Annotated in this window: 18 protein-coding genes and 2 pseudogenes; 10 read left to right on the forward strand and 10 right to left on the reverse strand. The window is 71.9% G+C overall.

Going from position 1 to position 24,245, the window contains the following annotated elements:
- Nucleotides 1-468: pseudogene (locus SM757_RS31265) on the reverse strand (hypothetical protein); the annotation flags it as partial.
- A 234-nt stretch (nucleotides 469-702) separates the two neighbouring features.
- Here SM757_RS31265 and opgC point away from each other — a divergent pair.
- Nucleotides 703-1,989: an OpgC domain-containing protein gene (gene opgC / locus SM757_RS31270; RefSeq protein WP_322468331.1), complete on the forward strand. Its 1,287-nt coding sequence runs from the start codon at nucleotides 703-705 to the stop codon at nucleotides 1,987-1,989.
- On the opposite strand, the gene SM757_RS31275 is transcribed toward opgC, so the two are convergent.
- Both SM757_RS31275 and SM757_RS31280 read right to left on the reverse strand, forming a co-directional pair.
- Nucleotides 1,967-2,701, reverse strand: coding sequence for an SGNH/GDSL hydrolase family protein (locus SM757_RS31275; protein ID WP_322468332.1), 735 nt, complete (start codon nucleotides 2,699-2,701; stop codon nucleotides 1,967-1,969). The two genes, opgC and SM757_RS31275, sit on opposite strands and share 23 nt — an antisense overlap.
- Before the next feature lie 108 nt (nucleotides 2,702-2,809).
- Nucleotides 2,810-3,154, reverse strand: a complete 345-nt coding sequence (locus tag SM757_RS31280) for a TfoX/Sxy family protein (protein WP_322468333.1) — start codon at nucleotides 3,152-3,154, stop codon at nucleotides 2,810-2,812.
- Between the two features lie 260 nt (nucleotides 3,155-3,414).
- On the opposite strand from SM757_RS31280, the gene SM757_RS31285 reads away from it, so the two are divergent.
- On the forward strand, nucleotides 3,415-3,870 hold the full coding sequence (locus SM757_RS31285; protein WP_322468334.1) for a hypothetical protein: 456 nt from the start codon (nucleotides 3,415-3,417) through the stop codon (nucleotides 3,868-3,870).
- 71 nt (nucleotides 3,871-3,941) lie between these two features.
- Here the strand turns inward: SM757_RS31285 and SM757_RS31290 are convergent, their stop codons facing one another.
- A complete protein-coding gene (locus tag SM757_RS31290; protein WP_322468335.1) occupies nucleotides 3,942-5,966 on the reverse strand; it encodes an NAD(+) synthase in 2,025 nt (674 codons plus the stop codon).
- Between the two features lie 357 nt (nucleotides 5,967-6,323).
- Here SM757_RS31290 and argP point away from each other — a divergent pair, with 357 nt between their 5' ends.
- On the forward strand, nucleotides 6,324-7,274 hold the full coding sequence (gene argP, locus SM757_RS31295; RefSeq protein ID WP_322468336.1) for an HTH-type transcriptional regulator ArgP: 951 nt from the start codon (nucleotides 6,324-6,326) through the stop codon (nucleotides 7,272-7,274).
- Between the two features lie 275 nt (nucleotides 7,275-7,549).
- Here argP and SM757_RS31300 read toward each other — a convergent pair whose 3' ends face one another.
- Complete coding sequence (locus SM757_RS31300; RefSeq protein WP_322468337.1) at nucleotides 7,550-9,244, reverse strand: galactose oxidase-like domain-containing protein; 1,695 nt, start codon at nucleotides 9,242-9,244, stop codon at nucleotides 7,550-7,552.
- Nucleotides 9,245-9,386: 142 nt separating this feature from the next.
- On the opposite strand from SM757_RS31300, the gene SM757_RS31305 reads away from it, so the two are divergent.
- The 6 genes from SM757_RS31305 (at nucleotide 9,387) to SM757_RS31330 (ending at nucleotide 18,009) form a co-directional block, all read left to right on the forward strand.
- The gene (locus SM757_RS31305; protein ID WP_322468338.1) at nucleotides 9,387-9,755 is read left to right on the forward strand and encodes an NADAR family protein; all 369 of its coding nucleotides are present in this window, start codon (nucleotides 9,387-9,389) and stop codon (nucleotides 9,753-9,755) included.
- A gap of 188 nt (nucleotides 9,756-9,943) precedes the next feature.
- Complete coding sequence (locus SM757_RS31310) at nucleotides 9,944-13,450, forward strand: ATP-binding protein (RefSeq protein WP_322468339.1); 3,507 nt, start codon at nucleotides 9,944-9,946, stop codon at nucleotides 13,448-13,450.
- Nucleotides 13,451-13,680: 230 nt separating this feature from the next.
- Nucleotides 13,681-14,286 (forward strand): REP-associated tyrosine transposase, encoded by a 606-nt coding sequence (locus tag SM757_RS31315; protein ID WP_322468340.1) that lies wholly within the window; start codon nucleotides 13,681-13,683, stop codon nucleotides 14,284-14,286.
- A gap of 343 nt (nucleotides 14,287-14,629) precedes the next feature.
- Entirely contained in the window at nucleotides 14,630-15,991 is a 1,362-nt protein-coding gene (locus tag SM757_RS31320; protein WP_322468341.1) for an MBL fold metallo-hydrolase, read from the forward strand.
- Complete coding sequence (locus SM757_RS31325; RefSeq protein ID WP_322468342.1) at nucleotides 15,988-17,517, forward strand: thymidine phosphorylase family protein; 1,530 nt, start codon at nucleotides 15,988-15,990, stop codon at nucleotides 17,515-17,517. The genes SM757_RS31320 and SM757_RS31325 overlap by 4 nt, the downstream gene beginning before the upstream one ends.
- Nucleotides 17,518-17,655: 138 nt before the next feature.
- Nucleotides 17,656-18,009 carry a DUF305 domain-containing protein gene (locus SM757_RS31330; RefSeq protein ID WP_322468343.1) on the forward strand — a complete coding sequence of 118 codons (354 nt, stop codon included), beginning with the start codon at nucleotides 17,656-17,658 and terminating at the stop codon, nucleotides 18,007-18,009.
- Nucleotides 18,010-18,070: 61 nt separating this feature from the next.
- Here SM757_RS31330 and cueR read toward each other — a convergent pair whose 3' ends face one another.
- Both cueR and senA read right to left on the reverse strand, forming a co-directional pair.
- Nucleotides 18,071-18,490 carry a Cu(I)-responsive transcriptional regulator gene (cueR, locus tag SM757_RS31335; protein WP_174548632.1) on the reverse strand — a complete coding sequence of 140 codons (420 nt, stop codon included), beginning with the start codon at nucleotides 18,488-18,490 and terminating at the stop codon, nucleotides 18,071-18,073.
- Between the two features lie 115 nt (nucleotides 18,491-18,605).
- The gene (senA, locus tag SM757_RS31340) at nucleotides 18,606-19,817 is read right to left on the reverse strand and encodes a selenoneine synthase SenA (RefSeq protein WP_322468346.1); all 1,212 of its coding nucleotides are present in this window, start codon (nucleotides 19,815-19,817) and stop codon (nucleotides 18,606-18,608) included.
- Nucleotides 19,818-19,930: 113 nt separating this feature from the next.
- On the opposite strand from senA, the pseudogene ftsH reads away from it, so the two are divergent.
- Nucleotides 19,931-21,409: pseudogene (gene ftsH, locus SM757_RS31345) on the forward strand (ATP-dependent zinc metalloprotease FtsH); the annotation flags it as partial.
- Nucleotides 21,410-21,497: 88 nt separating this feature from the next.
- Here ftsH and SM757_RS31350 read toward each other — a convergent pair.
- From SM757_RS31350 to nudC, 3 genes are all read right to left on the reverse strand, one after another.
- Nucleotides 21,498-22,223 (reverse strand): class II aldolase/adducin family protein, encoded by a 726-nt coding sequence (locus tag SM757_RS31350; protein WP_322468345.1) that lies wholly within the window; start codon nucleotides 22,221-22,223, stop codon nucleotides 21,498-21,500.
- A 5-nt stretch (nucleotides 22,224-22,228) separates the two neighbouring features.
- Nucleotides 22,229-23,191, reverse strand: a complete 963-nt coding sequence (locus tag SM757_RS31355) for a Bug family tripartite tricarboxylate transporter substrate binding protein (protein WP_066338529.1) — start codon at nucleotides 23,189-23,191, stop codon at nucleotides 22,229-22,231.
- A gap of 113 nt (nucleotides 23,192-23,304) precedes the next feature.
- On the reverse strand, nucleotides 23,305-24,117 hold the full coding sequence (gene nudC / locus SM757_RS31360; protein ID WP_066338531.1) for an NAD(+) diphosphatase: 813 nt from the start codon (nucleotides 24,115-24,117) through the stop codon (nucleotides 23,305-23,307).
- Between the last annotated feature and the right edge of the window lie 128 nt (nucleotides 24,118-24,245).

Below are 24,245 nucleotides of genomic sequence, written 5' to 3' on the forward strand. Positions count from 1 at the left end.
CAACAGCCCGGCCAGGCCGCGGGCGTGGCGCCGCGGACGGCGCGGCAGCACGCGCGAGACGAGCCACAGCAGCGCCAGCAGCCAGTTCCACGCCACCACGCCCAGCAGCGGCGCGGACAGCAGGTTGATGCGGTGCGGGTTGGCCAGCGCGTCCGAGGCGAAGCCGGCCGCGAAGCCGAGTGCCGCCACCAGCACCTGCGCCAGCGGGAACAGCGCCGGGCGCTCCACCAAGCCGCGCAGCCCGGGGCGGCGCGCCAGCGCGTCCTGCAACAGGCGCTGCGCGCGCTGGACGACGAAGCGCTCCGACCACTCCTGGTGTCGCAGCGTGCGCCCCGGCTTGGGCAGGCCCGCGCGCACCACCTCCGAGGCCTGGCGCCCCTCGGCCGGCGTGAGCAGCGGCGCGGGGCCGTCGGCCGTTTCCTCCAGGGCGCGGACCAGGAACACGGTGCGGGCTTCGGTTTCGTCCAAGGGCACAACTCCAGCAGGCTTGGGGTGATGTCGGGTCAAAGCCGGCCCGCATCGGCATGGCGGGCTGCCTGCCGCACGCGCCGCCGCGCAGCGTCGCATGCGCCGTCTGGCCCGCAAGGCCGTGGGCAGGCTGGGTGCCGCACCCCTGGCCGAGCCAGGTGCAGTCCCTTGAAGACGGCCCGGGCATTTCCCGGGACTTGCCCGGGAACTCCCATTGCCATGCTGCCAAACGCCATGAAAAACCTGTCCGACGCGTCTTCCGGCACCTCGTCCGCCGGTCCGCCCGCCGCCGTCGCGGCTGCGGCCGTCGCCGCCGTGAAGCGCCAGTGGGAGCTGGACGCGTTGCGCGGGCTGATGCTGGTGCTCATGACGTTCACGCACCTGCCCACGCGCTGGGCGTCTCCTTTGAGCCAGCCGCTGGGCTTCGTCTCGGCGGCCGAGGGCTTCGTGTTCCTGTCCGCCTTCATGGCGGCCAAGGTTTACACGGCCAAGCAGCGGCGCGAGGGCGACGCGGCGCTGGCGCGCGGCTTCCATGGCCGCGCCTTGAAGATCTGGCTGGTGCAGGCGGCGCTGCTGTTCTTCCTGTTCACCGTCATCGCGCTGCTTGGGCTGCTGCACGACCAGCCCGCCGTGAAGGACTTGCTGTCCTTCTACCTGGAGCGCCCGCTGGTGGCCTTCGTGGCGGGGCTGATGCTGATCTACAACCCGCCGCTGCTGGACATCCTGCCGCTGTACATCCTGTTCATGCTGGCGAGCCCGCTACTGCTGCTGGCCGGCGCGCGGCGGGGCTGGACGCTGGTGCTGGCCGGCAGTGCGCTGCTGTGGCTGGCGGCGCAGTGGGACTTCGGCACGCACCTGTACGAGGCCGCGGCGCGTTGGGCGCGCATCCCCGTGCCGGCGCGCGAGACCGGCGCCTTTGAGCTGCTGGGCTGGCAGTTCCTCTGGGTGGTCGGCCTGTGGCTGGGAGCGCGCGCCGGGCGGGGCTTGCCGCTGGCGCCCGCTTTCCCGCGCGGCGTGGTGGCCGCCGCCTGGGGCGTGGCGCTGGTGTGTTTCGCATGGCGCCACGCGGCCGGGCAGGTGCCCTGGCCCAGCGCGGCGGACGCGGCGTCTGCGCTGCCCGCGGCCGTGAACGCCGCCTTCGACAAGTGGCACCTTGGGCCGCTGCGCCTCCTGAACCTCGCGGCGCTGGTGGTGCTGGTGCTGCACCACGGGCCGGCGCTGGCCGCTCGCATGCCGCGGCCCCGCGCGCTGGAGCTGCTTGGGCGGGCGTCGCTGCCGGTGTTCTGCGCCCACCTCGTGCTGGTGCTGCTGGCGCTGGCCTACCTGGGCGCGGCGCGGGAGGGGCGCTCGTGGTGGGTGGACAACGCGGTGCTGGCCGTGTCATTCGCCGTGCTGTTCGTGGTGGCGTTGGCGAGCGACGCCATCGACCGGCACGCCGCGCGCGTCAAGGCGCGCCTGAAGGCGCGGCGCGAGTTGCGCCGGCGGGCACGCAGCAGCTTCAGCGCAGGCGGGCGGCGATGAGGTCGTGCCACAGGGCGTAGCCCTGGGCGTTGAGGTGCAGGCGGTCCTCACGGAACAGCTCGGCGCGGGGGCGGCCCTGGGCGTCGAGCATGGGCTGGTAGACGTCTATGTAGTCCAGGCGCTGGTCCTGCCCGGCGTGGGCGCGTATGAGGGCGTTGGCCTCCTGTATGGCCGGCAGCAGCGCGGTGCGCGCGGGGCTGGGCTTGATGGAGACGTAGGCGATGCGCGTGTCGGGCAGCGAGCGGTGCACGCCGTCCACGAAGCTGACGTAGCTCTGCAGCACCTGCTGCGGCGTGCGGCCGGCGTTGAGGTCGTTGTCGCCGGCGTAGAGCACCACCAGGCGCGGCTGGTAGGCCACGACCAGCCGGTCCAGGTAGGCGGCGCAGTCCGAGAGCTGCGAGCCGCCGAAGCCGCGCTTCACCAGCACGGGCAGCGACTGGAATTGCTGCTCCAGGTCGTCCCACAGGCGTATGGAGGAGCTGCCCACGAAGAGCACGCCGCCGGGCTGCACGGGTTTGAGCTTGTCGGCCGCATCGAAGGCGGCGAAGGCGTCGCGCCACTTGGCGTCCACGGTGCTCAGGCGCTGCGCCGTGGCTTGCAGCGCCTCGGCCGCGGTGCCCTGGGCCTGCGCCAGCGCCATGGCCCCCAGCAGGGCGGCGGCGGCCGCGAAACGCTTGGACAGGGGCTTGTGGAAGGTGGTGGCGGCGTTCATTGGGGCGGGATTCTGCGGGTGGTGGTGCTTGAACCCCAAGCGCGCGCCCGGCGCCCTCACGAAACTTAGGAAATGGCCGCGATAGCTTGCGGTGCACGCCCGCCTGGCTTACCGGCGCGCTGCGGATGCCTTGGGCAGTTTGGTCGCTTTAGGCGGCTTGACCGGCTTGCGGTTGCGCAGCGCGCAGGCCCAGGCATCGGCGGCCCACTCCGCCATGGCGTGCGGGTCTTCCAGCGTTTCGGCCGGCGCCTGGAAGTAGCGCAGGGCGACCTGGCGGCCCTTGGCCTCGTAGGTGAACGGCTTCAAATGGCGGGAGTCGAAGCGCGCGAGGTTTTCATCGTCCACCTTGAAATACAGCTCGTCCTGGATGACGACGGCGAACATCAGGCCGTCCTTGAACACTCCCCAGCCGCCGAACATTTTCTTGGCCTGCACGCCGCCCAGCGCGGACATTTGCTCGATGGTGTGGGCAATGAATTCTGGAATTGCGGTCGGCATGGCAGTGACTCTTGCTTGTTGCCTGATTTATTGATTATCTCGCCTGCCGCATTCAATTTCTGAAAAATGCTCGGCAAGTGGGGAGTCACTGCACAGGAAAGGGTGGATGCTGTGGGCTTTGCCCGCGGTTCTCGACCAAGGGCGTGCTTCCGAAGTACCTTGTCGCCAAGCCTTGGCAAAGTGGCCGGGGTGCCGCTTTTCACGAGGATTGAAGCATGAGCTCTGGCGCCGAAATTCTGGACCGCAACCGCGTCCTGCTGACCCATTTCGACAGTTACAGCGCGGCGCTGCTGTTTGCCCGCTGGGGCAAAACGGTGCTGGCGCCGGCGGCGCTGCCGGAAGGTGCAACGCCCATGGAGCCGCCGGCGGTGGTGGAGCCGGCCCATGAACCCGAGGCCGTGCGGGCCGCGATTGCGCAGAAGCTGAATTTGAGTGTGGCCGAATTGAATATCGACGCCCAATTCAACCAGTGGTTCCAGGCCGAGGGCGGGCCTGTCCGGGTGCACCTGCTGCGCTTCAATACCTTCGAGGCGCCCAAGAAGGCGATTGCCGAGACCGAGGGTGTTTTCAAACCCATCAGCGAAATGCGTGGCGGGGCGAAGGAGGAATTGAGCCTGGCGCGCGAGGTGTTCAATCTCACGCTGGGGGCGCCGGGTGGACGGGCTTGTTGAAAACAAGCCGCCACGATTTTGTCGCTGATTTAAACGCAATCCGCCACAATTTGATTTGAGCTGGCGTTTTTTTACGCCTCCGGCACATTCCTCTCCAACTCCCCCAGCCAGGCCGCCGCCGACGCATCCGACGGCGCCCGCCAATCCCCCCGCGGCGACAGCGAACCGCCCGACCCCACCTTGGGCGAATTCGGCACGCAGGTCCGCTTGAACTGGTTGGCGAAGAAACGCTTGAGGAAAGTCTGCAAATGCTTCTTCACGTCCGCCAAGGAATATTTGGCATGTTCGCCGCTGCACCAGGCGTGGTGGGCCAGGAAGGCGATCTTGGACGGGTCGAACCCGTAGCGCAGCAAATGGAAAAGGTTGAAATCCTGTAATTCGTAGGGACCGACGAAGCTTTCCGTGGATTGCGCCGGTTGCTGCCCCTCGCCGCCGCCCGGCACCAGCTCCGGGCTGATTTCCGTGGCCAGGATGTCCAGCAGCACCTGGCTGCCGGCTTCGCCCACCTGGCCGGTGTCGGCCACCCAGCGCACGAGGTACTGCATCAGCGTCTTGGGCACGCTGGCGTTCACGCCGTAGTGCGACATGTGGTCGCCCACGCCGTAGGTGCACCAGCCCAGCGCCAGCTCGCTGAGGTCGCCCGTGCCGATCACGATGCCGCCGTGCATGTTGGCCAGGCGGAACAAATGGTTGGTCCGCTCGCCGGCCTGCACGTTCTCGAAGGTCACGTCGTACACGGCCTCGCCGCGGCCGGCGGGGTGGTTGAGGTCCTTGAGCATCTGCAGGCAGCTCGGCCGGATGTCGATCTGCTGCGACGCGCAGCCTATGGCCTCCATCAGCCGCAGCGCCTGGTCCAGCGTGCGCCCGCTGGTGGCAAAGCCCGGCATGGTGTAGCCCAGGATGCTGCTGCGCGGCAGCCCCATCAGGTCCACCGCCTTGGCGCACACCAGCAGCGCATGCGTACTGTCCAGGCCGCCGGAGACGCCGATGACGAGCTTGGTGATGCCGGCCGAGCGCAGCCGCTGCACCAGCGCCTGCACCTGGATGTTGAACACCTCGCGGCAGCGCTCGTCGCGCTGTGCCGGGTTGCTGGGCACATAGGGCATGCGCGGCACGTGGCGCTGCAGCGGCAGTGTCTCGGCCATGGGCAGCTCGGCCGTGAAGCCCACCACGCGCCAGCCCTGCAAGGCGTCGCGGTGGCGGCCCACCGTCTGGCCGAAGGTGGTCATGCGCATGCGCTCGTGCTGCAGCCGCTCCAGGTCCAGGTCGGCGGTGATGAGTTGGCTGTCCTGCGCGAACCGCTCGGTCTCGGCCAGCAGCGTGCCGTTCTCATAGACCAGGCCGTGGCCGTCCCAGGCCATGTCGTTGCTCGATTCGCCCGGGCCCGCCGCGCTGTAGAGGTAGGCCGCCAGGCACCGTGCCGAGTGCAGGCCCACCAGCTCGTGCCGGTAGCCGGCCTTGCCTATGGTGATGTTGGAGGCCGAGAGGTTGAGCAGCACCGTGGCGCCCGCCAGCGCGCCGTAGGTGGAGGGCGGGATGGGCACCCAGCCGTCCTCGCAGATTTCCACGTGGATCTTCAGCAGCGGCTGGTCCTCGGCCTGGAACAGCAGCTCCGAGCCGAAGGGAGCGGTCTGGCCGGCCAGGGTCACCTCGCCGGCAATCGCGTTGAAGCCGGCGTTGAACTGCCGCCCCTCGTAGAACTCGCCGTAGTTGGGCAGGTACGTTTTCGGCACCACGCCCAGGATGCGCCCGCGCTGGAACACCACGGCGCAGTTGAAGAGCCGCTCGTCCACCCGCAGCGGCAGGCCCACCACGGCCAGCGTGGGCAGCTCGGCCGAGTCGCGCAGCAGTTGCGCCAGGGCGGCCTCGCTCTCGTCGAGCAGCACGCGCTGGTGGAAGAGGTCGTCGCAGGTGTAGCCCGTCAAGCCCAGCTCGGTGAACAGCGCCACCGCCGCGCGCTGCGCGTGCGCGGCGCGCAGCAGCGCGAGCGTCTCCTGCGCGTTGTGGCGCGGGTCGGCCAGGCGCAGCTTGGGCACGCAGACGGCCACGCGGACAAAGCCGTGGGTGTAGAGGTTGTGGAAGCGGTCCTGGCTCATGGTTTTGGGCGGGTTCTGGAGGGTCAGGTGATGCGTTTGCGGGGAATGCGGTCATTGTCCGCGCCGCCGGGGCGGCCCCTGGGCGGGCCGCCCCCCGCTGCGCAGCGAGCGGCATGCCCGTGCGGACGGGCGCCGTGCAGCAAGCCCGGTCCCGCGGGGTAGGCCGCCGGCACCGGCCGCCCCTGCCGCGCCGGTGCGTTGCGCGTGGTTCATATTGGCGAGCGCATTTGCCGCGCAAGCGTGAAAACTGCGCTTGACCTGGATTGCCGTTTGTAACAGCGCATTTGACCGTGCGGCAATTTTTCACGCCGGCAAGAGAAAGTCGGCGGGAGAAAATGCGATCATTGGCGACGTGACGTGACCGAGAGTGCCGGCATGCTGGACCGCCAACAATTACATACCTTCGCAACCATCGTCGAGGAAGGCAGTTTTGAAAGGGCCGCCGCCATACTCAGCCTGAGCCGCGGCGCCGTTTCTCAGCGCATCAAGCTGCTGGAGGAATCGGTGTCCTCCATATTGCTGGTCCGCCAAAAGCCCGTGGTGCCCACGCCTGCGGGCGAAATCCTGTTGGGCCATATCCGCGCGCTGCGCCTGCTGGAGGATTCCACGCTGCGCCAGATCGCGCCCGGCGGCGACGGGCGCGGGCCCGTGCCGCTGAGCATCGCCGTCAACCCCGACTCGATGGCGAGCTGGTTGGCGCCGCTGCTGCGCACGCCGCTGCTGCAGCACTCGCGCGTGGCGCTGGAGATCATTGCCGAGGACCAGGACCACACCCTGGAGCGGCTGGCGCGGGGCGAGGCCATAGGCTGCATCTCCACCGCCAGCAAGGCATCCACGGGCTTCGTGGCCGACGCGCTGGGCGTCATGGAATACCGCTGCCTGGCCAGCACCGCGCTGGCCGGGCGCGCCTTCCCAGAGGGGCTGACGCTGCAGTCCGCGCTGGAGACGCCGGCCGTGCTCTTCAACCGCCGCGACGGGCTGCACGACGAGTTCCTGCAGGCGCGCTTCGGCATGCGCATAGACCGCTACCCGCGCCACTACCTGCCCGCGCCCGGCGCCGTCCTGGCGGCGGTGCGCGCGGGCTGCGCCTATGGCCTGGTGCCCATGCTGCAGCTCAACCCCGAAGGCGCCGCCGCGCTGCCGCCGGACCTGGTGGACCTGGCGCCCGCGCACCCCGTGCGCGTGGCCCTGTACTGGCACCACTGGCAGGACGAGCCGCCCGTCGCGCGCGAGCTCAGCGAGGCCATCGTGGCCCTGGGCCGCGAAAGGCTGGCCGCCATGCCCGCCGCCGTCGGCAACGCGGCTTGATTCGCCTGTCCTGCCGCTGAGCGCCGGCAGCCGTTTGCCGCCTGCGCCCAATAACCAAGGCCGATATTGGCCTGGGCGTCGGCACGTCAATATGAAATGCATTTCCGGACAGGCCTGAAAACTCTCGGGCATTCGCCGCCCTGAATGAAGTCAAGTTTTCGACAAATCCATGTTCGAAAAAATTGAGCTTCGTTTATATATTCTGAAAATCACGAAATTCCGGGGATGAAACTGCCGATCCGTGTCATTGGGAATAAGTCGGCGTCATGGTGTCGTCAGGCTGGAGTGCTGAGGTGCAATATGCTGGCCGGTGACGGCACGCCTTGGGCGTCGAATACGAAAAGCAGGTAGTGGCCCGGCGGCAATAGATTGGGCGAGGCGGGCAGCGCGGCGCGCAGCCGCGTGCCGTCCTGGGTGAAGGCCAGGCTGGTGAAGCGCTGTTCCACGTTGAGCGCATGCGTGGCCGAGCCCGCGCGCAGCAGCGTCACGCGGCGGGCCGTGGTGCCCGCGGCCAGCGTGAGCGCCAGCTCGCTGCCCAGCCGCGCCTGCGCGGGCGCGGCCACCGCGGGGCGCGGGGCCAGGCGGCCGGAGCCGTCGGCCATGAACAGGTAGGGCGGGTAATAGATCTCGCCGTTGAGCTGCGTCAGCGGCCCCGGCGCGCCGCCGCCGCCGGTGAGTACGCTGCCGTCGGCCAGCAGCAGCGCGGCGGAGTGGTAGAGCCGCGCCTGAGCGGCGCGCGCCGTGCGTGTCCACAGCCCGGTGGCCGGGTTCCACAGCTCGCCCGCGTAGTGCGCGTCGGCCAGCCGGTTGGGCGTGACGGAGCCGCCGTTGACCCACACCTGCCCGTCGGCCAGCACCGTGGCGCCGCCCCACTGGCGGTTGGTGGGCACGGCGGCGGTGGCCTGCACGCGCGGCGCCGCGCCGTTGAGGTCCAGCACCACCGCGCGGCGGCTGCCGCGCAGCGACAGGATGCGCCCCGGCGCGAACATGGCCGAGGGCAGCCGCATGTTGGCCGGCGGCACCCAGGCGCTCCAGCGCGAGAGGCTGCCCGCGCCGCGCACGTCCAGGCTGAAGAGCTGCCCGTCGTGGCCGAGGATGAACACGTCCCCCCGCGGCGCCACCCAGGCCCGCGGGTAATAGAAGCTGTCGGCCGTCTCGCCGTAGGCCTCGTCGCTGGCCGCGCCGGCCAGGCGGCGCCAGCCCTGGCCGGGCGTGAACACCTCCGGCGTGCTGGCCACCTCGCGGCCCACCACCACGCCGCCGCTGCGCAGCACGCGCATGCGCCCGCCCAGCACCACGCGCTCGCCCGCGGGCGTGAGCACCAGCGTGGGGTACCAGCGCGGGTAGGCCAGGGCACCGGCGCGCGCGAGCCGGTTGGTGGCCGGGTCGAACAGGTTGACGTCGGGGTTGCCCTCGTTGGTGGTGCCGCCGCGGTCCAGGTCGCCGCCCACCAGCATCACCTGGCCGCCGGGCAGCAGCGCCTGCGCGGCGCAGAACACGTCGGTGCCGGTCTGGTTGGGCAGCGTGGTGAAGGCCTCCGGCCCAAGGCCCAGGGCCGGGTCCCACACGGTGTAGAGCAGGCCCGCGCCCTGGCGCCCAAGCCGGTCGGTGCCGTAGGCCAGCACCCGCGCGTCCGGCAGCAGCGCCATGTGTATGGGCATCACGGGCCAGGTGAAGACGGGTCCGAAGGCGCCCTCCACGTGCGCGCGCGGCCCGCCGTTGAACGCCGCCGCGCCGGCCGCCAGTTGCTGCGCCGTCTCGGTGTCGGCGGCGGTGTCGGCGGGGGATGCGCCGTCCTGGCCGCCGCCGCAGCCGCCCAGGGCCCCCAGGGCGCCCAGCAGGCCGGCCAGACCCAGACCGGCTCTTGGGGACCCGTGCGCCAGGCAGGCCAGGTAGGCCAGCGCGGCACGGCGCGGCGGGATGGGGCGGTCGGCTTGGGCCGCGCGTGCGGCGGCGGGGTGCTTGGGCATGGGCCATCTCCTGGCGTTGCGACCCTCTCCCGGGCAGGCCGCGAAGGCGGCTCGCCGGCGCGCAACGGCGGCTTCCATGCTGGGTCGCGACGGCGGCCGCGCACAGCGCGGAAGCGGGGGAAGCGCGTAACCGAAAGCAGGCTTGCGCTCCATCAGCCGCCGCGCCCGCGGCCGCGCGCAGCATGGCCGCATGGGCAGCGCCTACACCCCGGGCGAGGCCAAGGCGCTGGGCCGCGAGGTGCAGGGTTTCGACGAGGCCGCTTGGGCGCGCCACCGCTACGCCATCGTCCTGCGCGCCAGCCTGGCGAAGTTCGGCCAGCACCCGGCCCTGCGCGAGTGGCTGCTGTCCACGGGCGGCGCCGTGCTGGCGCAGGCCAACCCCCTGAACGCCGTCTGGGGCACGGGCCTGAGCGCCGCCCATCCCGATGCGCGCCGCCCCGGGCGCTGGCCCGGGCTCAACCTGCTGGGCTTTGCGCTCATGCAGGCGCGCGACGGCCTGCGTGCCCGCTAGCGCAAAAAGCTGGTTTTTTCCGTAAAGCCCGGAAACCGTGCCGGTCCTCCCGCCGGCGGTTTGGCGCCGGCCAGGGGGCATGGCGACAATGGCCCCCCTTTGGGGGGCTGCGCGATGCGGCGCCTCGTCCATGCATGGCCCCAACCGCGGCGGCCGGTTGTTGTCCTATGAATCTTCCGGTCGGGTCCGTGCTTCCCGGACCCTTGTCGCTGCGCATGCGTCCCGTGCTGCTCGCCGCCCTGGTGCTGGGGGCGGGGCTGCTGCTCACCGGCGTGGCCGTGCGGCAGGTGCGTGAGGACACCAACGCGCGCGCCGCGCGGCAGCTCGAACGCGAGGCGCAGGCCCTGGAGGCCGACGTGCTGGAGCGCTTCGACCAGGCGCGGCACGGACTGGAGGCCTTGCGTGGCCTGTACGCCGCCTATCCCGCGCTGGACGAGGCCGCCTTTGGCGCCTGCGTGCGCGCGGCCCGGCTGCTGCAGCGCGTGCCCGGGGTCAAGGGCTTCAGCTTCGTGCAGTACGTGGTGGCCGCCGCGGGACGCGAGGATGACGCCCCGGCCGGCGCGCCCGCCGTGGAGGCGGGCGAGGGCCGTTGGGTGGTGCGCTTTGTCGAGCCCGCGCAGGGGTGGCCTGCGGACGCGCGCGAGGACTTGGGCCGCGACCCGGTGCGGCGCCAGGCCCTGGAGCGCGCGGTGGCGCAGGGCGAGGTGACGCTGTCGCAGCCGCTGCTGGCCGACGCGGCGCCGCGGGCGGGCTACCTCATGCTGCTGCCGCTGTACCGCGGCAGCACCGACGCCGCCGCGCCGCCGCGCCGCCGCGCCGAGATCGCCGGCCTGTTGGGGGCGCACCTGGCGGTGGCCGAGCTGCTGGCGCCGGTGCAGCAGCGCTGGGGGCGGAACTTCGAGCTGCGGCTTTTCGACGGCCCGCAAGGTGACAGCCCGCTGCTGTGGCGCGGCGGCAACGCGGCGGCGGCGGGCGAGCCGCTGTTCCAGTCCGGCCACCGGCTGCACGTGGGCGGGCGGGAGCTGCGGCTGGACATGCGCGCCACCCCGGCTTTCGAGGCCGCCATCAGCCGCGCGGACGAGCACTGGACCGCCGCGGCCGGCTCGGTGCTGAGCCTGTGCATGGCGCTGGTGGTGGGCCGGCTGGCCGGCGGGCGCTCGCGCGCGCTGCTGCTGGCGCTGCGCCTGAGGCGCGAGCGCGACGACACGGTGCGCCAGGCCGAGCACACGCTGCGCCAGAGCGAGGCCATGCTGGATCGCGCCGGCCGCGTGGCGGGCGTGGGCGGCTGGGAGCTGGACCTGGCCACGCACGACGTGCGCTGGTCGGCGCAGACCTGCCGCATCCACGGCGTGCCGGTGCGCCGCGACCGCGTTGCGGCCCAGGAGGTGCGGCGCTTCTATCCGGGCGCGGCCTGGGACCGCATGCAGCAGCTCGTCCACGAGTGCGCCCTGCACGGCACGCCCTGGGACGAGGAGATGCTGCTGCGCCGCGCCGACGGCTCGCCGGTGTGGGTGCGCTCCCAGGGCGAGGCCACGCGCGACGCGCAGGGCCGCATCACCGGCGTGGCCGGCGCGCTGCAGGACATCAGCCGCGAGCACGCCCTGCGCTACGAGCTCTTCCGCAACGAGCGCTTCATGCGGCTGGTGACGGACCAGATCCCGGGCGTGGTGTCGTACTGGACGCCGGCGCTGCGCTGCACCTTCGCCAACCAGGCGCACGTGGCCTGGTTGGGCCGCACGCCCGCGCAGATGGCGGGCCTGTCGCTGCGCGAGCTCCTGGGCGAGGAGCGTTACCTGACGGACGAGCCGCACATGCGGCTGGCGCTGCAGGGCCAGCCGCAGCGGCTGGAGCGCAGCCGCGCCAAGGCCGACGGCCAGGTGGCGCACTACTGGCTGCACTATCTGCCGGACTGGGACGGGGGCCAGGTGCAGGGCGTGGTGGTGGTGGGCGTGGACGTCACGGAGCTCAAGGACACGCAGCGCCGCCTGGAGCACAGCAACGAGCTGCTGCGCCGCCGCGGCGACGAGGCCGAAGCCGCCACCGCCGCCAAGAGCCTGTTCCTGGCCAGCATGAGCCACGAGATACGCACGCCCATGAACGCGGTGCTGGGCCTGTTGGGCGTGCTGCGCCGCGCGGCGCTGACGCCCGCGCAGGACGCGCACGCGGCCAAGGCCGAGCGCGCCGCGCGCTCGCTGCTTGGGCTGCTCAACGCGGTGCTGGACTTGTCCAAGATCGAGGCCGGCCGCATGGAGCTGGACCCGCAGCCCTTCCAGCCCGCGCCGCTGCTGCAGGAGGTGGCCGAGCTGCTGTCGCCGGGCCTGGAAGGCAAGCCGGTGGACTTGCGCGTGGAGCTGGACGAGGCGCTGCCCGCCGCGCTGGTAGGCGATGTGCTGCGGCTGCGCCAGGTGCTGGTGAACCTGGGCAGCAACGCGGTGAAGTTCACCGCCGCGGGCGACATCGTGCTGCGGCTGGCGCTGCTGGAGCGGCGCGGGGACGCCGCGGTGGTGGAGGCGTCGGTGCGCGACAGCGGCATAGGCATGGAGCCGCAGGTGCTGGCGCGCATCTTCGAGGACTTCGGCCAGGCCGAGGCCTCCACGGCGCGCCGCTACGGCGGCACGGGCCTGGGGCTGCCCATCAGCCGCCAGCTGGTGCAGCTCATGGGCGGCGAGCTGGCGGTGCGCAGCACGCCGGGGCAGGGCAGCGTCTTCAGCTTCCGGCTGTCGCTGCCGGTGGCCGAGGCCGGCGCGGTGGCGCCGGTCGCCGCAGGGCCGCACGATGCCGCGGCGGCGGCGCCGCCGGCCGCTGCGCCGCGCCTGCAAGGCCTGCGCGTGCTGGTGGTGGAGGACAACGAGTTCAACCGCGAGGTGGCGCTGGAGCTGCTGCGCCTGGAGGGCGCGCAGGTGACGCTGGCGCACGGCGGGCGCGAGGGCGTGACGGCGGTGCAGGCGTCGCCCGCAGGCTTCGACGTGGTGCTGATGGACTTGCAGATGCCCGATATGGACGGGTTCGGCGCGACGGCCGCGCTGCGGGCGCTGCCCGGGGGGGAGCGGCTGCCCATCGTCGCCATGACGGCCAACGCCATGGACGCCGACCGCGCCGCCTGCCTGGCCGCCGGCATGGACGAGCACATCGGCAAGCCCTTCGAGCTGGACTTCGTGGTGCGCGTGCTGCGCCGGCTCAGCGGGCGCTCGGCGCACGGCGCGCCGGCTGAGGCGACCCCGCCGCCCCAACCGGTTTGCGCGCCGGAGCCGGCCGGCTCGACGGCAAGTGCGGATTCAGGGGCGGCCGACATCGCGCAAGGCTTCGGGCCGGACGGCGCGCCGTCCGCGTGGCTGGATGCGCGTGCCGCGCTGCAGCGGCTGGACGGCAACGCGGCGCTGTACCTGCGGCTGCTGGCGCCGGCGGTGCAGCAGTTGGCGACCCTGGCGGCGGAGTGCGAGGCGCTGCTGGCCCAGGGGCAGCGGCCGCGGACCGTGGCGCTGCTGCACAGCCGCCGCAGCGTGGCCGCCATGGTGGGCGCTGCTCCCCTGGAAGGCGCGATGCTGGCGCTGGAGCACGCCCTGGCCGGCGCGACGGCGTCGCCGCAGGAAGAAGCCGGGCTGCTGGCGCGGCTGCGGGAGGCGGCCGAGGGCAGCCTGGGTGACATGCAGCGGCTGCTGGCCGAGTGGGACGGCGGGGCCCACAAGGCGGCGTGAAGGGTCGGGCCTGGATGATGGCTCCACATGCGGCGCCTCCGGGTTTTCGAGACCGGCTGTTGTCATCGGCAACGACGGTGCGGTCATGCTATTTGGCTTGTAGGAGGCCCGCTTGCGGGCCGAATCGTGGACCGGCTGCAATTCGGCCCGCAAGCGGGCCTCCTACATGGCGCGCTGCAATGCTCCCGCGGCATTGGGTGTCATAAAGGGCTACAGGACCTTTCCTGCAGATGGAACGTTTCCAGGCTGCTGGAAAGGATCGTTCCCTCGGTAACAACAAGCCGTGCCGCGCCACGGCTTGTAGGAGGCCCGCTGGCGGGCCGAACCTTTCTCCAGCACGGGCACAGTTCCAGGCCAGCCTGCATGCAGTGACACTTTCAGGCATGGCGCATCAGCAACGATTGCGTATTGGAAGGGCTTCGCTGCCAGGCCAGGCCTATCACGTCATCTCCGCGACGCAAGCTCGGCGCCCAATGTTCGCTGTTCCCGAGGTGGCCCGCGTTGTCATTCGTGTAATGCGTGACATGCATGACGGCGGTTGGCTGCATTCGCACGCCTGGGTTTTGATGCCTGACCACTTGCACTGGCTCTTTACTTTAGGCGTTCGTGCAAACCTGTCAGGCACGGTGAACCGTTTCAAGTCAGCCAGTGCGCATGCCGTACGTGGGCTTGATCCACGCACATCCCCGGTCTGGCAGGCAGGCTTCTTTGACCAGGGTGTTCGCCAGGAAGAGGAGCTTCGCGGCATCGCCCGCTACATCGTCGCCAATCCTCTGCGTGCTGGACTGTGTGAACGGGTCGGAGACTATCCCTGGTGGGACGTAGAGTGGCTTTGACAGCAGGCCTGCTCTGGCTGCGCCGCTTCGGCTTGTAGGAGGCCCGCTTGCGGGCCGAATTGCAGCCGCCGGGCGACGATTTCGGCCCGCAAGCGGGCCTCCTACAAGTCGTGTTGCCACAGCGCTGCGGGCTTGATCCCGCTCAAGCCGCTCGCCGCGCTGCCTCCTATGCTGGCCCGCACGGGCCGCCCGCGCCCCAAGCGGCGGCTGAAAAACGCGGGGAGCCGTCCATGCAGCACGCCTTCTTCCTGGCCTTCAACGGGTGCCGCCGGCTTGGCCGGGCCGGCCACCGTCTTCAGCAGCCCCGGGCCGGCGCCGCCCGCCGTTCAGCGGGAGGTGGCGCATGAAGCTCGGCTTTCACGGCGCTGCCGGCACCGTCACCGGCTCCAAGTACCTGGTGGAGCACCGCGGCCGGCGGCTGCTGGTGGACTGCGGGCTGTTCCAGGGCTGGAAGCCGCTGCGCGAGCTCAACTGGGAGCCGCTGCCCTTCGCCCCCGGCGAGGTGGACGCCGTGCTGCTCACCCACGCCCACCTGGACCACGTCGGCGCCCTGCCGCTGCTCGTCCGCCAGGGTTTCACGGGGCCCGTGCTCGTCACGCCCGCCACCGCGGACCTCTGCGGGCTGCTGCTCCCGGACAGCGCCCACATCCAGGAGGAGGACGCCGCCTACGCCAACCGCCACCACACCTCGCGCCACTTGCCGGCCGAGCCGCTCTACACCAGCGAGGACGCGCAGCGCGCCCTGCGCCACCTGCAGCCGCTGCCGCTGCACACGGCCACCGAAGTCATCCCCGGCGTCACCGCCCGCTTCAGCCGCGCCGGCCACATCCTGGGCGCGGCCTCGCTCACGCTGGAGGCCGAGGGCCGCACGCTGCTCTTCTCCGGCGACTTGGGCCGGCCGGACGACCCCCTCATGCGCGAGGCCGAAGCCGCGCCGCGCGCGGACTGGATCGTCGTGGAGTCCACCTACGGCGACCGGCTGCACCCGGCCGAGGACGCCATGGCGGCGCTGGCCGGCGTCATCAACCGCACCGCGGCGCGCGCCGGCACGGTGCTGGTGCCGGCCTTCGCGGTGGGCCGCGCGCAGCTCGTCCTGCTCATGGTCCACCGGCTGCGCGAGGCCGGGGCCATCCCCGAGCTGCCCGTGTTCCTGGACAGCCCCATGGCCATAGACACCACGGCCCTCTACGGCCGCCACCCCGGCGAGCACCGGCTCTCGCCGCGCGAGTGCGCGGCCATGTGCGGCGCGGCGCAGATGGTGCGCACGGCGCCGCAGTCGCGGGCGCTGTCGTCCGCGCGCTTCCCGGCGGTGGTCATCTCCGCCAGCGGCATGGCCACCGGCGGGCGCGTGCTGCACCACCTGGCGCAGCGGCTGCCGGACCGGCGCAACACCGTGGTGCTGGTGGGCTACCAGGCCGGGGGCACGCGCGGCGCGCGGCTGCTGGCCGGGGAGAAGACGCTGCGCATCTTTGGCCAGGACGTGCCCGTGCGCGCCGAGGTGGCGTCGCTCAGCGGGCTCTCGGCCCATGCGGACGCGGATCAGCTGCTGGCCTGGCTGCGCTCCAGCCCGCAGGCGCCGCGCCGCGTGTTCGTCACTCACGGCGAGCCCGCGGCGGCCGACGCGCTGCGCCGCCGCGTGGAGCACGAGCTGCACTGGCCCGTCACGGTGCCGCTGCTTGGGCGCACCGTGGAGCTGGGCGCATGAGCTGCCTGATGCCGGGCGGGCCGGCCGGCGCGCCGGCGCTGCGCGTGGTGCGCATGGGCATAGACACCTCGCAGGAGTTCGTCATCTACATGCCGCGCGAGGGCCCCGTGTGCTGCGCCGAAGGCTTCACGGCGCTGTCGCGAGTGGAGCTGCGGCTGCGCGGGCGCTCGCTGATCGCCACGCTCAACGTGGTGGACGGCGGGCGGCTGGCGCCGGACGAGGCGGGCCTGAGCAACAGCGCTTGGCAGGCGCTGGGCGCGCGCCCCGGCGACGACGTGGACGTGGCGCACGCGCCGGTGCTGGAGTCCATGAGCCGCGTGCGCGCCAAGATCTACGGCCACCGGCTGGACGCGGCGTCGCTGGCCGCCATCGTGGGCGACGTGGCCGCGGGCCGCTACCCGGACGTGCACATCGCCGCCTTCCTCACCGCCTGCGCGGGCGGCCGCATGGACGTGCAGGAAACCATAGAGCTCACCCGCGCCATGGTGGAGGTGGGCGAGTGCCTGGCCTGGCCGGGCGCGGTGACCGGCGACAAGCACTGCGTGGGCGGGCTGCCGGGCAACCGCACCACGCCCATCGTCGTGGCGATTGCCGCGGCGGCCGGGCTGGTGGTGCCCAAGACGTCCTCGCGCGCCATCACCTCGCCCGCGGGCACGGCCGACGTGATGGAGACCATGGCCCCCGTGGCGCTGGACCTGCCCACGCTGCGCCGCGTGGTCTCGCGCGAGGGCGGCTGCCTGGCCTGGGGCGGCGCGCTGGCGCTGAGCCCGGCCGACGACGTGCTCATCCGCGTGGAGCGCCCGCTGGACCTGGACAGCGACGCGCAGCTCGTGGCCTCGGTGCTGTCCAAGAAGATCGCCGCGGGCTCCACCCACGTGCTGCTGGACGTGCCCGTGGGCCCCACCGCCAAGGTGCGCGGCGAGGCGGACTTCGTGCGCCTGAAGGCGCTGCTGGAGGTGGTGGCGCAGGCCCATGGCCTGCACGCGCGCGTGCTGCGCAGCGACGGCACGCAGCCCGTGGGCCGCGGCATGGGCCCGGCGCTGGAGGCGCACGACGTGCTGGCCGTGCTGCAGGGCCGCGCGGACGCGCCGGCCGACCTGCGCGACAAGGGCGTGGCGCTGGCCGCGGCGCTGCTGGAGTTCTGCGGCCGGGTGCCCGCGGGCGAGGGGCCGGCGGTGGCTGCGCGGCTGCTGGCGCAGGGCGCGGCGTGGCGCAAGTTCCTGGCGATCTGCGAGGCGCAGGGCGGTTTTCGCGAGCCGCCGCGCGCCGCGCTGCGCGAGCCCGCGCTGGCGCAGTGGAGCGGCCGCGTGACGGCCATGGACAGCCGCCGCCTGGCCCGCCTGGCCGCCCTGGCCGGTGCGCCCAACGTGGCCGTGGCCGGGCTGGAGCTGCACGTGAAGCTGGGCCAGCGGGTGGCCGTTGGGCAGCCGCTGCTGACCCTGCACGCCCAGGCGCGCGGCGAGCTGGATTACGCGCGCCAGTACCTGGCGGCCAGTGCGGTGTTCACGGTGGAGCGGGAAGAGTGAGCCGCTGAACCGCGACGCCCGCACTCCTGGCCGGCTGCGCTGACGGGAATGTGGCTTGCCAACCGGGCATCGCCTTCACTTCGGGAGTACGCGATGGCGGCGGCATCACGGTTTCAACGGTCATTGTGTGCACTGGCGGTGAGCGGCCTCACGCTGCTGGCAAGCGGCGCCGCGTTGGCGCAGCCGGCTTCGGCACCCATGCATGGCGGCGCGGCCGCGTCCGGCCCCCTGCACGGCGGCGCCGGCCAGATGGACATGCACCAGGCCATGCGCCACGGCGCGCAGGCCATGCAGGACATGAAGCCCACCGGCAACCTGGACCGCGACTTCGCCGCCATGATGCGCATGCACCACCAGCAGGCCGTGGAGATGTCGCAGGCCTACCTGAAGCAGGCCAAGTCGCCGGAGATGAGGGCCATGGCGCAGAAGATCATCCGCGACCAGAAGCGAGAGATCGTGCAGTTCGACAAGTGGTTGCGGGCGCATAAGTAGGGCGAAACGGGCTGGCGGGTATCACGACGTTCTTCTCGCGGCCCGCCGTGCCGCGCCCCTTTCACTGCCCCAAATCCTCCAATATCGGGCAATCCGGCCTGTGGTCCCCCTGGCAGCAGTGGACGAGCTGCGCCAGCGTGTCCTTCATGGCCGTCATCTCGGCGATGCGGCGCTCCAGGTCGGCCACGCGGGCCTGGGCGATGCGCTTGACCTCGGCGCTGCTGCGGCGGCGGTTCTGCCACAGGCGCAGCAGCTCGGCGATCTCCGCCATGCCGAAGCCCAGGTCGCGCGCCCGCCGTATGAAGCGCAGCGTGTGCACCTCCGCCTCGCCGTACTGGCGGTAGCCGGCCTCCGTGCGCCGCACCCGCGGCAACAGGCCCAGCGATTCGTAGTGCCGCACCATCTTGGCCGACACGCCGGAGCGCGCCGCCGCCTCGCCAATGTTCAGCCACTGCGTGGTGGCGTCGTCCTGCGTGTCCATGTCTCCTCCAGGCTGTCGCCGGCCGCGCAGCGCCTGCGCCAGCCGAGTCCGCCATTGTGCGCAGCCCCCGCAGTGTCCCGCCTCGGCGCACGGGCGCGCGGCGGCGTGGCGTCGCTCAGCGTAGGGCCGGCCGCACGGCACAACTGCGAAAGCCCGCGAACACGTCCTGCCGCTCGGGTGCGAAGAAGTTGCGGTAGCGCACGTGATGCAGCCGCGGCTGCGTGCCGAAGGAGCCGCCGCGCAGCACGGCGCGGGCACCGAACCAGGGCGCGGAGTAGTCGCGGTAGGGATGCGGCGCGAACCCGGGATACGGCCTGAACCCGCTGTCTGTCCACTCCCACACGGCGCCCCAGTCGAAGGCGGCCGGATGCGCCTGCACCGCCGCTTCCCACTCGGCCTCGCTGGGCAGCCGGCGCCCGGCCCAGGCGCACCAGGCCCGCGCCTCGTGCCGGTTGAGGTGGCAGGCCGCCTCGCGAACGTCCAGCGGCCGCCAGGCGCCCCACAGCCACCGCCACCAGGCGCCGCCCTCGCGGCGCAGGCCGGCCGGCCCTTGCGGTTGCCGCGCCTGCCACCACGGGCGACCTTCGCCCATCCACCAGCGCTCGTCGCGGTAGCCGCCGGCCTCGACGAAGGGCAGGAACTCGCTCCAGCTCACGGCGCGGCTGTCGATGTCGCAGGCCGGCAAGGCCACGTCTTCCCCGGCCAGTTCGTTGTCGAAGGCAAAGCCGCCGTCCGGCGCACCGCCCAGGCGGTACGTGCCGGACTCCATGGGCAGCGGCGTGCGCGCGCCCGCCAGCGGCGCGGGCTGCCAGCGCGCATCGGCCACCGGGAGGCCGCGCGAGTGCGCCAGCCACAGCGCGGCCTCGTGGTGCATGTCCTCGTGCAGCAGCGCCAGGCGGAAGAAGTAGAGGCCGGCGTCGTCCGGCGCGGCCTCGTTCAAGGCCTGCAGCGTCAGCGCCAACTGCGCCGCGAGGTCGCCGTGCAGCGCCTCGGCGGGCGGCAGCGGCAGCCGTGCGCGCAGCGTGGACGCCACCCGGCTGGAGTCGTACAGCGCGTCGGCGCCCGCGCGCAGCGGCGGGCGGCGGGGCGCCTCGGGATCGGCCGCCGCGCCGCGCGCGCACTGCGGGTTGCGCGTGGTCCAGTGGGCCTGGAACCAGTCCACGTGGCCCAGCTCCCACCGCGGCGGGTTGTGGTCCGCCGACGCCGGCTGCGCCCGCGCCAGGGACGAGGCCTCGTGCAGCGCGAACGTGGCCAGCGTGTCGCGGCGGCTGTCCTGTAAAGCCTGCGCCAGCGCGGCGGAGGGCTGTTCCTTCGGCTTGGCGCGGATTCATGACCGCATGGTGGCGGCTGCGGCTGCCGCCGTGAAGCGCGTGGGCCTTGCCCAGCACAATGGGCTTCATCGCCGAGCAGATGGATTGCCCCGCCATGCCCGCACCCACCCTGGACAAGAAGCAGACCACCTTCTCCATCTGGTACGTCATCGGGGCGCTGTTCCTCATCAGCCTGCTGCAGGACTTCATCACCGCGCGCCACACGCTCACGCTGACCTACAGCGAGCTCAAGCAGGCCATCGCCGCGGGCAGCCTGCAGGAGCTGGTGATGGCCGACGGCCTGGCCGAAGGCACGCTGCGGGTCGAGGGGCTGGAAAAGGCGCTGCCGCCGGACAAGCTGGAGCAGCTCAGGGCCGTGGGCGGGGAGCACCGCTTCGTCACCGTGCTGGTGGACGACCCCACGCTGGTGCCGCAGCTCGACGCGGCCAAGGTGCGCTACGGCAGCGTGCGCGAGAGCAAGTGGCTGTCGATGCTGCTGTCCTGGGTGGCGCCGGCGCTGATGTTCTTCGGCATCTGGTGGTTGCTCATGAAACGCATGGGCGGCGCCGGCGGCGCGGGCGGCGCGGGCGGGCTGATGTCCATCGGCAAGAGCAAGGCCAAGGTCTACATGCAGCGCGAGACGGGCGTGACCTTCAAGGACGTCGTCGGCATAGACGAGGCCCGCGAAGAGCTGATGGAAGTGGTGGAGTTCCTGCAGAACCCCGAGCGCTACCGGCGCCTGGGTGGGCGCATCCCCAAGGGCGTGCTCATCGTGGGCGCTCCGGGCACGGGCAAGACGCTGCTGGCCAAGGCCGTGGCGGGCGAGGCCGGCGTGCCCTTCCTCTCGCTCAGCGGCTCGGAGTTCGTGGAGATGTTCGTGGGCGTGGGCGCCGCGCGCGTGCGCGACCTCTTCGAGCAGGCCGCCGCCAGGGCGCCGTGCATCGTCTTCATCGACGAGCTGGACGCCCTGGGCAAGGCTCGCGGCCTGGGCGGCATCAGCGGCGGCCACGAGGAGCACGAGCAGACGCTCAACCAGTTGCTGGTGGAGATGGACGGCTTCGACACCAGCCGCAGCGGCGTGATCATCATGGCCGCGACCAACCGCCCGGAAATCCTCGACCCGGCCCTGCTGCGCCCCGGCCGCTTCGACCGCCACGTCTCCATAGACAAGCCGGACATGAAGGGCCGCCGCCAGATCCTGGACGTGCACGTGCGCCAGGTCAAACTGGCGCCGGCCGTGGAGCTGGACTCGCTGGCCGCGCGCACCCCCGGCTTTGCCGGCGCCGACTTGGCCAACCTCGTCAACGAGGCCGCGCTGCGCGCCGCGCGCCAGGGCAAGGAGGCCGTGGACATGCAGGACTTCGAGCAGTCGCTGGACCGCATCGTGGCCGGGCTGGAGAAGCGCAATCGCGTCATGAATCCCGAGGAGCGCCGCTTCGTGGCCTACCACGAGGCCGGCCACGCCCTGGTGGCCGAGCACCGCGCCACGGCCGACCGGGTGGCCAAGGTGTCCATCATCCCGCGCGGCATCGCGGCCCTGGGCTACACCCAGCAGTCGCCCACGCAAGACCGCTACCTGCTGCGCAGGAGCGAGCTGCTGGACCGGCTGCTGCTCGAAAAGGAAACCGTGGATCGCGGGATGCTGGACTTTGTTTTGGCCGGCACGGCGCAGCCGGGCGGCTGAAGCCTCCGGCAGCTCAGCGGCCCGCGGCCTCCCGCGCCTGCGCCTTCCAGAGGTTCCAGGGCCGGTCCACCTGCCCCTCGGTGGTGTGGCCGGCGGCGGCCTCCTGCGGCGTGAGGTACTCCACCTCGCCCAAGGGCAGCGCCTGCAGCAGCAGCTTGGCGTTGACCTCGGTATAGACCGCGCGATAGACGGCCAGCCGCAGCGAGGACGCCACCACCGTGCAGCCATGGCCGCGCATGAGCACCACGCGCTCCTGGCCCAGCGAGCGCGCCAGCGCCGTGCCCAGCTCGCGGTTGCGGATCAGCAGATCGGTGGCCGCACCGGCGTGCTCGCGGATCTCGAACACCGGCGGTCCTTCGCCCAGGAAACCGCACATGTGGCAGGCCGGGCGCAGCCGCGCACCCTTGACGACGCCAAACGGCAGCACCGCCGGCGAGTGGTTGTGCACCACGGCCATCACGTCCGGGCGGGCCTTGTAGATCTCGCTGTGGATGAAGCGCTCCAGGTAGGGCCGCGGCGCATCGGCCGCCACCGCCTCGCCGCTGTCCACGTGGTACTCGACGATGTCGCCCGCCGCCACCTGCGCCGGCGCCATGTTGCGCGCCAGCAGGAAGCGCGACGGGTCAGCGTCATGCCGCACGCTGACGTGGCCGAAGGCGTCCACGATGCCCTGGTGGAACAGGATGTGGTTGGCATCGACCAGGTCGGCGATGAGCTCCGGATTCGCGTTGCTCGCCATGTCGATCATTCCGGCTGGATGTTGTTCTGCTTGATGAAGCCGCCCCAGTTCTGCTGCTCCTCCTTGAGCGAGGCGGCGAACTGCGCGGGCGTGTCGGCCACGGGCAGCAGCGCCTGCTGCTCCAGGCGCTGCACCAGGCCGGGGTCCTTCATGGCCTTCTGGATTTCACCGGCGATGCGCTGCACCAGCGCGGGCGGCGTCTTGGCCGGCACCATGACGGAGAAGGACGTGAACGCCTTGATGCCGGGCAGCCCGGCCTCGGCCAGCGTGGGCACCTTGGGCAGGAGGCTGCTCTTGTCGGTGATGGCCAGCGCCGAGACCTTGCCGGCGTCCACGTACTGGCGAACGCTGGCCAGGTCCGTGAGCATGAACTGCACGCGCCCGCCCAACAGGTCCTGGTAGGCCGGGCCCACGCCCTTGTAGGGCACGTGGCTGAACTGCGCGCCGCTGGCGGTCTCCATCATGCGTACGCCGATGTAGAGCGGGCTGCCGACGCCGGCCGTGCCGTAGAACAGCGTGCCGGGCTCGCGCTTGCCGCGCTCCAGCAACTCGCGCAGCGTCTTGAGGCCCGTGGCCGGATTGGCGACGACGACCATGGGCGCGATCACGCCGCGCGTCACCGGCGCGAAGTCTCGGAACACGTCGTAGCTCAGCGATTTGTAGAGCGCCGGGTTGATGCCCAGCGAGGAATTGGAGGCCACCAGCAGCGTGTAGCCGTCCGGCGGCGCCTTGGCCACGAAGGTCGCACCGATGGCGCCGCTGGCGCCGGGCTTGTTGTCCACCACGAAGCTCTGCTTGAGCTGCTCGGTGAGCTGCTGCGCCAGCAGCCGGCCGTAGGTGTCCGTGCCGCCGCCGGGCGAGGAAGGCACCACCACCGTCACCGGTTTGCCCGGCCACTCGCCTTGCGCCGCCGCCACGCCCGCCCCCGCGGCCAGCAGCATGGCCATGCAGGCCTTCACGTACTTCATCGCATCGTCTCCTGCAAACTTCTCAAAATGCATAGAAGACTAAGATAAAGGAGGGCGAGTGCCGCGCCTACCGTGGCATACCCTGGGGTGCGCCACGGTGCCTTGGCGAAGCTTCAGGCGGCCTGCCGCGGCAGCGTTTCCACGGCGTGGCGTATCAGGTAGCCGGAGATGCTGAACAGCGGCGGGATGCCGGGCAGGGCGTCGAAGGGGTACCAGCCGGCGTCCTCGATTTCCTCCGGCTGCCGCACGATCTCGCCGCCGTCCCACTCGGCCGTGAAGGCGACCATGAGGCTGTGCGGAAACGGCCAGCTCTGGCTGCCGAAGTAGCGCAGGTTCTTCACGCGCACGCCGACCTCCTCGGCGACTTCGCGGGCCACGCAGTCCTCCAGCGTCTCGCCGGGCTCCACGAAGCCGGCCAGCGCGCTGTACATGCCGGGAATGAAGTGCGGCGCGCGCGCCAGCAGCAGCTCGCCCGGGCGCCACACCAGCGCCATCATGGCCGGGCTGATGCGCGGGTAGACGGTGTGGCCGCAGGCCGGGCAGTGGCGCGAGCGCTCATGCGCCTGGCGCACGGTGGGCGTGGCGCACACGCCGCAGAAGCGGTGCGTGCGGTCCCACTCCAGCACCTGCGCGGCGCGCCCGGCCACGGCGGACAGCGGCGCGGGCAACTGCATCATGGCCGCGCGCAGGTTCACGCCGCGCCAGCCGGCGGGCGGCTCGTCCAGCACGCAGGCCCAGCAGTCGTGCTCGTCCAGCCGGCCCAGGTAGTGGCAGGTTTCAACGGGCGCCATCAGCGCCGCGCCAGGGGGCAGCGAGAGCGTTTCGCTGCCGTTGTCCGGCAGCAGCAGGTCCTTGCCGACGAAGGCGAAATGCCAGCCCAGGGGCGTGGGCTGGCCGGGGGGCTGGTGGGCAGGGGTGAAGGGCATGGGCTCCTCGTGCGTCGTCTTTGGGCCGCGGCGCGGCGGCGGTTTGTGGGCGCGAGGATGGCATGCCGGCGCACGGCCCAAAGGCGGCGCGGGCTCTGCCGCAGCACCGCCGTGCCAAGGGCTGGCAC

Source organism: Azohydromonas lata (assembly GCF_034427735.1).
Taxonomy (GTDB): domain Bacteria; phylum Pseudomonadota; class Gammaproteobacteria; order Burkholderiales; family Burkholderiaceae_C; genus Azohydromonas; species Azohydromonas lata.